The 11,340-nt window shown below is 75.7% G+C and carries 2 protein-coding genes; both read left to right on the top strand.

The window, feature by feature from the left end; translation table 11 throughout:
- On the top strand, positions 1-5,193 hold a 5,193-nt coding region (locus tag ACFV2S_RS37695; protein WP_385570815.1), incomplete at its 5' end, for an SDR family NAD(P)-dependent oxidoreductase.
- An 83-nt stretch (positions 5,194-5,276) separates the two neighbouring features.
- Positions 5,277-11,340, top strand: a 6,064-nt coding sequence (locus tag ACFV2S_RS37690) for an SDR family NAD(P)-dependent oxidoreductase (RefSeq protein WP_385570813.1), incomplete at its 3' end; no start/stop codon positions are given.

Below are 11,340 nucleotides of genomic sequence, written 5' to 3'. Positions count from 1 at the left end.
CAACCCCGCCCCTGGACCCCCACCAACGGCAGGACCCGCCGCGCCGGCGTCTCCTCCTTCGGCATCAGCGGCACCAACGCCCACGTCATCCTCGCCGAAGCCCCCGCCGAGTCCCTCGCGCCCGGCCGTGAGGCCGGAGACGGGGACTCCGAGCCGCTGTGGGTGCTGTCCGGACGGACCGAACCGGCGCTGCGCGCCCAGGCCACCGCCCTCGTCGAGGCCCTCGACGCCACCGGCGCGCTCGGCGAGGCGTCCGCGCGTGACCTCGGCCGTGCCCTCGCCACCACGCGTACGGCGCTCGACCACCGTGCGGCCGTCACCGCGGAGGACCGGACGGAGGCCCTCGCGGCGCTGGCCGCGCTCGGCCGCGGCGAGCCGCACTCCGCCCTGGCCGTCGGCACGGCGCGCACGGACGACGGTCTCGCCTACCTCTTCACCGGGCAGGGCAGTCAGCGCGTCGGCATGGGGCGCGAGCTGTACGAGGCCGAGCCGGTGTTCGCCGCCGCCCTCGACGCGGTGTGCGCCGAACTCGACGCCTGCCGTGCCTCCGTGCCCGGCATGCCGCCGGTCCGCGAGGTGATGTTCCACGACGCCGAGGCGCTCGACCGGACCGAGAACACCCAGTGCGCCCTCTTCGCCCTCCAGGTCGCGCTGTACCGGCTCCTGGAGCACCGGGGCCTGGCCCCCGACGCCGTGCTCGGGCACTCCATCGGCGAGTTCGCCGCCGCGCACGTCGCCGGGATCCTCACGCTGTCCGACGCCTGCACCCTGGTCGCCGCGCGCGGCCGGCTCATGCAGGCCCTGCCGTCAGGCGGCGCCATGATGGCCGTCCAGGCCTCGCCGGACGAGGTCGGCGCCCTGATCGCGGGCCGCGGGCACGAGGTGAGCATCGCCGCGGTCAACGGCCCGCTCGCCGTCGTCGTCTCCGGCGACGTCGAGGCGGTCGAGGACGTCGCCGCCACCTTCGCCGCCAGCGGCCGCAAGACGCGCCGGCTGGTCGTCAGTCACGCCTTCCACTCGCACCGCATGGACGGCATGCTCGACGCGTTCGCCGCCGTCACCGCGCAGGTGCGGTACGCGGAGCCCCGCGTGCCCATGGTGTCCACCGTCACCGGTCTGCCCGTCGAGGTCACCCCCGACTACTGGGTGCGGCAGGTGCGCCGCGAGGTGCGGATGTCCGACGGCCTCGCCGCGCTCCACGGCCTCGGGATGCGGACCTTCCTCGAACTGGGCCCGGACGGTGTGCTGTCGGCCCTGGGGCAGGACTGTCTGGACGACGACGCCCTGGCGTTCGTGCCCGTGCTGCGCCGCGGCCGGTCCGAGCGCCGTACCCTCGCCGCCGCGCTCGGCGCCCTGCACGTGCGCGGCCGCGGCCCGGACTGGCGGGCCGTCTTCGGGCCGGGCCTGACGCCGGCCCTGCCCACGTACGCCTTCCAGCGGGAGCGGTACTGGCTGACCGCGCGCGGCACCGAAGGGGCGGCGGGCCACCCGCTGCTCGGCCCGGCCGTCGAGCTCGCCGAGTCCGGGCAGGCCGTCCTGACCGCCCGCCTCGGGCGCCGAACGCACCCCTGGCTCGCCGACCACGCCGTCCTCGGCTCGGTCCTGCTGCCCGGCACCGCCTTCCTCGAACTCGCCGCCCGCGCGGGCGCCGAGACCGGCGCTCCGCACGTCGCCGAGCTCACGCTCGTCGCGCCGCTGGTGATCCCGGACGAGGGCCGCACCGAGGTGCAGGTCGTCGTGGCCGCGCCCGGCGAGGACGGCACGCGCACGCTGACCGTGCACGCCCGCACCGCGACACCGGACGGCGCCGTCGATGCGTGGACCCTGCACGCCACCGGCGTGCTCGCCCCGCACGACGGCTCCCCCGCGCCCGCCGCGGCCCGGCCCGCCGGCGAGGGCGAACCGCTGCCCGTCGACGGCTGCTACGGCGAACTGGCCTCCTCCGGCTACGCCTACGGCCCGGTCTTCCAGGGTCTGCGCTCCGCCCGGCGGCACGGCTCCGACCTGTTCGCCGAGGTCACCCTGCCGGCCTCCGTCACCGACGCCGCCTCGTACGGCGTCCACCCGGCGCTGCTCGACGCGGCGCTGCACCCGATCGTCATCACCGCCCTGGAGGACGGCGGACGGCGTCTGCTGCCCTTCTCGTGGCGCGGTGTGACCGTCCACCAGCCCGGCGCCCGCTCCGTCCGCGCCCTGATCACCGGCACGGGACCGGACGCCGTGTCGCTGACCCTGGTCGACGAGGCCCACGCGGTGGTCGCCGAGGTCGAGGAGCTCGTCCTGCGCCCGGTGAGCGACGCCGTGGCCGTGCCGCGCTCGCTCCACCGCCTGGACTGGAAGCCGGCCACGGCGGACGGGGAGGAGTCCCCGCGCTCCGTCGCCCTGGGCCCGGCCGACCTGGGCGTCGGCCCCCGGTACGCCGGCCTCGCGGAGCTCGGACGGGCCGTCGACGCGGGGCTGCTCGCCCCGGCGGTCGTCCTCGCCCCCCTCACGGCGCTCACGGACGGCCCGCAGGACGGCACCGGGCTCCCGGTGCACCGGGCGCTCGGCCTGCTCCAGGAGTGGCTGGGCGACGACCGCTTCGCCGACTCCCGCCTGGTGCTCGTCACCCTGACCGCCGTCGCCACCTCCTCCGACGCCGACGCGGACCCGGACGGCGCGGCCGTGTGGGGTCTGGTGCGCTCGGCGGAGACCGAGAACCCCGGCCGGTTCGGACTCCTCGACGTGGAGACGGCCGGCGACTGCCTTGCCGCGCTGCCGCTGCTCGGCACGGAGCCGCAGCTCGCGGTGCGCGACGGCGAGCCCCTCGTGCCCCGGCTCGGCCCGGCGGCGGCCGGCGGTGCCCTGGTTCCGCCGGCCGGTACGGCCGCCTGGCGGATGGTGGTGCGGGAGCGCGGGACCCTGGACCACCTGGCGCTCGAACCCTTCCCGGAGGCCCTCGCTCCGCTGGCCGACGGTGAGGTGCGCGTCGCGGTACGGGCCGCGGGCGTCAACTTCCGTGACGTCCTGGGTACGTTGGGCCTCTACCCCGGTGATCCCGGCCCGCTCGGCCTCGAAGGGGCCGGTGTGGTCACCGAGGTCGGGCCCGGTGTCACCGGTCTCGCCGTCGGCGACCGGGTCATGGGCCTGTTCTCCGGGGCGTTCGCCCCGGTCGCCGTCACCGACCACCGGCTGGTCGCCGTCATGCCCGACACCTGGACGTACGCCGAGGCGGCGTCCGCGCCCATCGTGTTCCTGACGGCCTACCACGCCCTGGTCGACCTCGCAGGGCTGTCCTCGGGCGAGCGCGTCCTGATCCACGCGGCGGCCGGCGGCGTCGGCATGGCGGCCGTCCAGCTGGCCCGGCACCTGGGCGCGGAGGTCTACGGCACGGCGGGTCCCGGCAAGTGGGACGCGCTGCGGGCCCTGGGCCTCGACGACGCGCACCTGGCGTCGTCCCGCACCCTGGACTTCGAGACCGCGTTCGGCGCGGCCACCGGGGGCCGCGGCATGGACGTCGTACTCAACTCGCTCGCCGGCGAGTTCGTGGACGCGTCCCTGAGGCTTCTGCCGCACGGCGGCCGCTTCGTCGAGATGGGCAAGACGGATCTGCGCGACCCGGCACGGGTCGCCGCCGACCACGCAGGGGTGGGCTACCGCTTCTTCGACCTGCTCCAGGAGCCGGCCGAGCGGATCTCCGAGATGCTCACGGCCGTCCTGCGGCTGCTCTCGGCGGGAGCCCTGACCCCGCTGCCGGTCAGCACCTGGGACGTCCGCCGGGCACCGGACGCCTTCCGGTACGTCAGCCAGGCCCGCCACACCGGCAAGGTCGTCCTCACCCTGCCCAGGGCCCTCGACCCGGACGGCACCGTCCTGGTCACCGGCGCCACCGGCGCCCTCGGCGGCCTGGTCGCCCGGCACCTCGTCACCGAGCACGGCGCCCGCCGTCTGCTCCTGGTCAGCCGCCGCGGACCCGACGCCCCCGGCTCGGAGGAGCTCGCCGCCGAACTGACCGGTCTCGGCGCCGAGGTCACCCTCGCGGCCTGCGACACCGCCGACCGCGACGCGGTCGCGCGGCTGCTCGGGGGCGTACGGCTCACCGCCGTCGTCCACGCGGCGGGCGTGCTCGACGACGGCGTGGTCACGGCGCTCACCCCCGAGCGCCTGGACACCGTGCTCGCCGCCAAGGCCACCGCGGCCCGGCACCTGCACGAACTGACCGCGGACCAGGACCTCGCGGCCTTCGTCCTCTTCTCCTCCGTGATGGGCGTCGTCGGCGGCGCCGGCCAGGGCAACTACGCCGCGGCCAACGCCTCCCTGGACGCCCTCGCCCAGCACCGGAAGGCCCGGGGTCTCCCCGCGGTCTCCCTGGCCTGGGGCATGTGGGCGGACACCGCGGGACGGCCGAGCGCCGCCGGCATGGCGGGCAGCCTGTCCGAGGCCGACCGGGTGCGCATCACCCGGACCGGCCTCGCGCCCATCGACCGGGCCGAGGGCCTGGCCCTGTTCGACGCGGCCCTGCGGCTGGAGGCCGCCGCGCTCGTGCCCGCACCCCTGGACCGGGCCGCGCTCGGCGCGCTGGGCGCCCACCTGCCCCCCGTCCTGCGGGACCTGGCCCCGGCCGCACCGCGACCGGCCCAGGCCTCGCCGGCCGCGGCCGCGCCCCGCGCGACGGAGACCCTGCGCGACCGGCTCGCCGTACTGAGCACCGCCGAGCGGGAGGAAATGCTCCTCGACCTCGTACGGGTGCAGACGGCCGCCGTACTCGGCCGGTCCTCCGCGTCCGGCATTCCCGCCGACCGGCCCTTCAAGGACATGGGCTGCGACTCGCTCACCCTCGTGGAACTGCGCAACCGACTGCAGACCGCCGCCGGTCTGCGCCTGCCCGCCACCTTCCTCTTCAACCACCCGACACCGCTGGCCGTCGTCGCCCAGCTGCACACCGAACTGGCCCCGTCCAAACCGGAATCCGCCACCGGACCCGACGGCTCGTCGTCCGCACCCGGCCTGGCCGCACTCGACCGGCTGGAAGCGGCGCTCGGCGAGCTGGCGGACGACACCCAGGACGACGTCCGGGCCGAGATCGTCCAGCGGCTCCAGGCACTGGCCGCCCGGGTCCCGGCCCAGCGGGCCGCGGCCGACGACGACCTGTCCGCACGCGTCCAGTCGGCGTCCGTCGACGAACTCCTCGCGTTCATCGACACCGAACTCTGATCCCACGTCCGCGTCGCCGGACCGCACCTCCTCTTGTCCTGATCGCTGCGCGCGGCGTGCTCCGGCACGCCGCACGGGCAGCCATGCCCGAACCCGCGCACGCACGGCTCCACAACGCCTACGGGGGCATCATCACCATGACAACACCGGACAACGACAAACTCGTCGAATACCTCAAGCGCCTCACCGTCGACCTCCACCAGTCCCGTCAGCGGGTCCGTGAACTGGAGGCGGGCAGCAACGACCCGATCGCGATCGTCGGCATGGGCTGCCGCTTCCCCGGCGGGGTGGACTCGCCCGAGGCGCTGTGGCGGGTCGTCGCCGAGGGGCGCGACGTGATCTCCGGCCTGCCGACGGACCGCGGCTGGGACCTCGACGGCCTCTACCACCCCGACCCGGACCACGCCGGGACGTCGTACGTGCGCAACGGCGGCTTCCTGGAGAGCGCCTCCGCGTTCGACCCCACGTTCTTCGGGATCTCCCCGCGCGAGGCGCTGGCGATGGACCCGCAGCAGCGGCTCCTCCTGGAGACGTCCTGGGAGGCGCTGGAGCGGGCCGGCATCACGCCCGGCTCGCTGCACGGCTCGTCGACGGGCGTGTTCCTGGGGGCCATCGCGCAGGAGTACGGTCCGCGCCTCGGCGAGGCGAGTGCGGCAGCCACCGGGTTCGGTCTGACGGGCACCACGTCGAGCGTGGCCTCGGGCCGCGTCGCCTACACCCTCGGCCTCCAGGGCCCGGCCCTCACGGTCGACACCGCCTGCTCGTCGTCGCTGGTCGCCCTGCACCTGGCGGTCAACGCGCTGCGGTCGGGCGAGTGCTCCCTGGCGCTGGCCGGCGGTGTGACGGTCATGTCGACGCCGGGCATCTTCGTCGAGTTCTCGCGGCAGCGGGGCCTGGCGGCGGACGGCCGCTGCAAGTCGTTCTCGGCGGACGCGGACGGCACCGCCTGGGCCGAGGGCGTCGGCGTCCTCGTCGTCGAGCGCCTCTCCGACGCACACCGCCTCGGCCACAAGGTCCTCGCGGTGGTCGCCGGTTCGGCCGTCAACCAGGACGGCGCCTCCAACGGACTCACCGCCCCCAGCGGACCCGCCCAGGAACGGGTGATCCGCGCCGCCGTGCAGGACGCCGGGGTGACCTTCGCCGGAGTCGACGCGGTCGAGGCACACGGTACGGGCACGGTGCTCGGCGACCCGATCGAGGCCCAGGCCCTGCTCGCCACGTACGGCACCGAGCGCGACGGACAGCCCCTCATGCTGGGCTCCCTCAAGTCCAACCTCGGGCACTCCCAGGCCGCCGCCGGCGTGGGCGGTGTCATCAAGATGGTGATGGCGCTCCGCAACGCCGAGCTGCCCGCCTCCCTCAACGTCAGCAAGCCCAGCGCACTCGTCGACTGGGCCAACGGCGGCGTCGAGGTCCTCACCGAGCCGCGTCCGTGGCCCGCCGCCGAGGGCCGCGTCCGCCGTGCCGGCGTCTCCTCCTTCGGCATCAGCGGCACCAACGCCCACGTCATCCTCGCGGAGGCTCCGGCGGACACGCCCGCCGAGGACACCACGCCGGACGGGACACCCGCCCTCGACGGCGCGGCACTGCCGTGGGTCGTCTCGGCGCGTTCGCCGGAGGCCCTGGCCGAGGCGGCCGGGCAGCTGGCCGCGCACGTACGGGAGCGGCCCGAACTGGCCGCCGCCGACGTCGCGCTGTCGCTGGCCACCGGGCGCTCCGCCTTCGAGTCCCGGGCCTTCGTCCCCGGCACAGAGGGACGCGACGGGCTGCTCGCGGGGCTCGACGCCCTGGCCTCCGGCGAGGTCGGGGGCGAGAACGGCGTGTCCGCCTCCCGCGCCGTGTTCGTCTTCCCGGGGCAGGGTTCGCAGTGGGTCGGCATGGCCACGGATCTGCTGGACTCCTCTCCCGAGTTCGCCCGCGTCATCGCCGCGTGCGAGACCGCCCTCACCCCGTTCGTCGACTGGTCGCTCACCGCGGTCCTGCGCGGCGAGGACGGCGCCCCCGGCTTCGACCGCGTCGACGTCGTCCAGCCAGCCTCCTGGGCCATGATGGTCGGCCTCGCCGCCCTGTGGCGCGCCAACGGCGTGAACCCGGTCGCCGTCGTCGGCCACTCCCAGGGCGAGATCGCCGCCGCCGTCGTCGCCGATGGACTGAGCCTGGAGGACGGCGCCCGCGTCGTCGCCCTGCGCTCGAAGGCCCTGCGCGTCCTGTCCGGCGGCGGAGGCATGGCCTCGCTGCGGGTCCAGGAGGCACAGGCCGAAGAACTTCTGAGCCCGTGGCAGGGACGTATCTCCGTCGCCGCGGTCAACGGCCCCTCGTCGACCGTGGTCGCCGGACAGCCCGAGGCACTGGACGAACTCCTCGCCCAGTGCGAGGCCACCGGAGTCTGGGCCCGCCGCATCCCCGTCGACTACGCCTCCCACTCCGCCCACGTCGACGAGATCCAGGACACCCTCGCCCACGAACTCAAGGACGTCGCACCCCGGTCGGGCCGGATCGCCTTCCACTCCACCGTCACCGGCGCCGTCCTGGACACCTCCGAACTCGATGGCGCCTACTGGTTCCGGAACCTCCGCAGCAAGGTGCGCCTCGCCGAGGTCGTCACCCGACTCGCCGCCCCCGACGTCGTCTTCATCGAGGTCAGCGCCCACCCCGTCCTCGTCTCCGGCATCACCGAGACCCTCGGCGACACCGGCGCCGTCGTCGCCACCCTCCACCGCAACACCGGAACCCTCCACCACTTCGCGCAATCCGCCGCCGAAGCCTGGACCCACGGCATCGCCGTCGACTGGACCACCCTGCTCGCGCCCTACCGTGCCGGGACCGTCGACCTGCCGTCGTACCCCTTCCAGCGTCAGCGCTACTGGCTGGAGCCGGAGCCCGCGTCCACCGACGCCCGCGGGCTGGGCCTGACCTCGGCCGGGCATCCGCTGCTCGGCGCCGTGGTCGAACTGGTCGAGGAGGAAAGGCTGGTGTTCACGGGGCGGCTCGCCCTCGACACGCAGCCGTGGCTCGCCGACCACGCCGTGCAGGGCGTCGTCCTGCTGCCCGGCACCGCGTTCCTGGAGCTCACGATGGCCGTGGGCGCGCGCGTGGGATCGCGACGGCTCGCCGAACTCACCCTCCAGGCACCGCTGCTGCTCCCGCCGGGCGAGGCCGTCCAGCTGCGGGTGACCGTCGAGCCGCAGGACGCCGACGGGCAGCGGGAGCTGGCCGTGCACTCCCGGCCGCAGGACGCCGACGCGGACACCCCGTGGACCCGGCACGCCGCCGCGGTGCTCGACCTCGACGACGACAGCGCCGACTTCGAGCTCTCCGCGTGGCCGCCGCCCGGGGCCCAGGAGATCGACGTCGAGAGCCGCTACGACACGCTGTCCGAGGCGGGCTACGACTACGGCCCGGCCTTCCAGGGCCTGCGCGCCGCCTGGCGCTCCGGCGGTGACGTCTACGCCGAGGTGGGCCTGCCCGCCGAGCTGGACGCCACGGCGTACGGGGTGCACCCGGCGGTCCTGGACGCGGCGCTGCACGCGGTCGGTCTGCTCCGCGAGGACGCCGGCACCGTCCTGCCCTTCTCCTGGTCCGGTGTCACCCGCCACACCGACGGCGTGGACGCCCTCCGGGTGTGGCTCAGCCCGCGGGGCGACGGCGTGAGCCTGCGCGTCGCCGACGGCGCGGGGAAGCCCGTCCTGTCCGCGGAGAACGTCACGATGCGGCCGTTCACCGCCGACCTGGCGGCCGGAGGCGGCGCCGACGCGCTGTTCCGCCTGGACTGGCAGCCGGTCGGGGCCTCGGCCGACACCGACCTGTGCCTGGTCACGGACCTGGCCGACGTCCCGGCCGAGGTGCCGCGGCTGGTCGCCGTGCGATGTCCGGTCACCGGACGATGTCCCGACACCGCGCAGGACTCCGCCGGTACGGGTACCGGTCTCGCGGCGGCCGCCCACGAGGCGGCGCGCTGGGCGCTCGGCCTCGTCCAGGCCTGGCTCGCCGACGCCCGCTTCGCCGGCTCCCGCCTCCTCGTGCTGACCGACGGCGCCGCCGGCCCCGAGATCGACGACCCCGCCCAGGCCACCGTGTGGGGCCTGGTCAGGACCGCCCAGTCCGAGCACCCGGACCGCTTCGCCCTGCTGGACACGGACGCGGCGCACGACGCCGGAACCGTGCCCGGGGCCGTGCTCACCGAGCCGCAGCTCGCCCTGCGGGCGGGTGCGCTCCTCGCGCCCCGCCTCGTCCGGCACACCTCCGCCGCCGACCCGGCCGGTGCCGCCCCGCTCGACCCGGACGCCACCGTGCTCGTCACCGGCGGAACGGGCGTGCTCGGCGCCTCGGTCGCCCGGCACCTGGTCACCGAGCACGGCGCCCGCCGTCTGCTCCTGGTCAGCCGCCGCGGCGCCGACGCCCCCGGCTCGGAGGAGCTCGCCGCCGAGCTCACCGGTCTCGGCGCCGAGGTCACCCTCGCGGCCTGCGACACCGCCGACCGCGAGGCCCTCGCGCGGCTCCTGACCGGCGTCCGGCTCACCGCCGTCGTCCACACGGCGGGTCTGCTCGACGACGGCGTCGTCGAGTCGCTGTCCGAGGAGCGCCTCTCGGCCGTCCTCCGGCCCAAGGTGGACGCGGCCGCGCACCTCGACGAACTGACGGCGGACCACGACCTCTCCGCGTTCGTCCTCTTCTCGTCGGTGGCGGGCGTGCTCGGCAACGCGGGCCAGGCCAACTACGCCGCGGGCAACGTGTTCCTCGACGCGCTCGCCGCCCGCCGCAGGGCCGCCGGGCGCCCCGCCACCTCGCTCGCCTGGGGCCTGTGGGCCGAACGCACCGGTCTGACCGGTCACCTGGACGACGGCTCCCTCTCGACGCGCGGCATCGCCCCGCTCTACACCGAGGAGGGCCTCGGACTCCTCGACCGGGCGCTCGCCGACGACCGGGCCCTGCTCGTACCGGCCCGTCTCGACCCGGCTTCGCTGCGCTCCGACGCGCTCGCCGGGACGCTGTCGCCGGTGCTGCGTTCCCTGGTGCGGGTCCCGCAGCGGCGCGCCGGCGAGTCGGGTCTGCGCCGCAGGCTCGGCCGGCTGTCGGAGGAGGAGGGCCGTCGCCTGCTGCTCGACGTCGTGCGCGCCCAGCTCGCCTCGGTCATCGGCAGCGAGTCGACGGAGGGGATCGACCCGGACCAGCCGTTCAAGAGCTTCGGCATCGATTCGCTGCTCGCGGTGCAGCTGCGCAACCGGCTCAACTCCGCGACCGGTCTGCGGCTCCCGGCCACGCTGGTCTTCGACCACCCGACGCCGGCCGCCGTCGTCGACTTCACGCTCGGGCTCGCGCGGGAGCGGGCCGAGGGCCCGGCCCCGGTGCGGCCCGTCGCCGCCGTCGTCCCGCGTACGGACGACGACCCGATCGTCATCGTCGGCATGGGCTGCCGCTTCCCGGGCGGCGTCGCGTCGCCCGAGGCGCTGTGGCGGGTCGTCGCCGAACAGCGTGACGTGGTCTCGGAGTTCCCGGCCGACCGCGGCTGGGACCTCGACCGGCTCTTCCACCCGGACCCGGACCATTCCGGGACGTCGTACGTCCGGCACGGTGGTTTCCTCCACGAGGCGGGCGAGTTCGATCCGGCGTTCTTCGGGATCTCGCCGCGCGAGGCGCTGGCGATGGACCCGCAGCAGCGGCTCCTCCTGGAGGTCTCGTGGGAGGCGCTGGAGCGGGCGGGCATCGCGCCCGGCTCGCTGCACGGCAGTGACACCGGGGTGTTCGCCGGCGTGATGTACCACGACTACGGTGGCGGCGGCCGGCTTCCGGAGGAGGCGGAGGGCCACTTCCTGACCGGCACGGCGGGGAGTGTCGCCACCGGCCGGGTGGCCTACACGCTGGGTCTCCAGGGCCCGGCCCTCACGGTCGACACCGCCTGCTCGTCGTCGCTGGTCGCGCTGCACCTCGCGGTCCGGGCCCTGCGGTCGGGCGAGTGCTCGCTCGCCCTCGCGGGGGGCGCCGCGGTGATGTCCACGCCGAACACCTTCGTCGAGTTCTCGCGGCAGCGGGGCCTGGCGGCGGACGGCCGGGTCAAGTCGTTCTCGGCGGACGCGGACGGCACCGCCTGGGCCGAGGGCGTCGGCGTCCTCGTCGTCGAGCGCCTCTCCGACGCCCGCCGCCTCGGCC

This window comes from Streptomyces sp. NPDC059695 (genome assembly GCF_042733785.1).
GTDB lineage: Bacteria > Actinomycetota > Actinomycetes > Streptomycetales > Streptomycetaceae > Streptomyces.
Note: the sequence above shows the minus strand (reverse complement) of the source record. Positions and strands in the feature narration are given on the sequence as shown.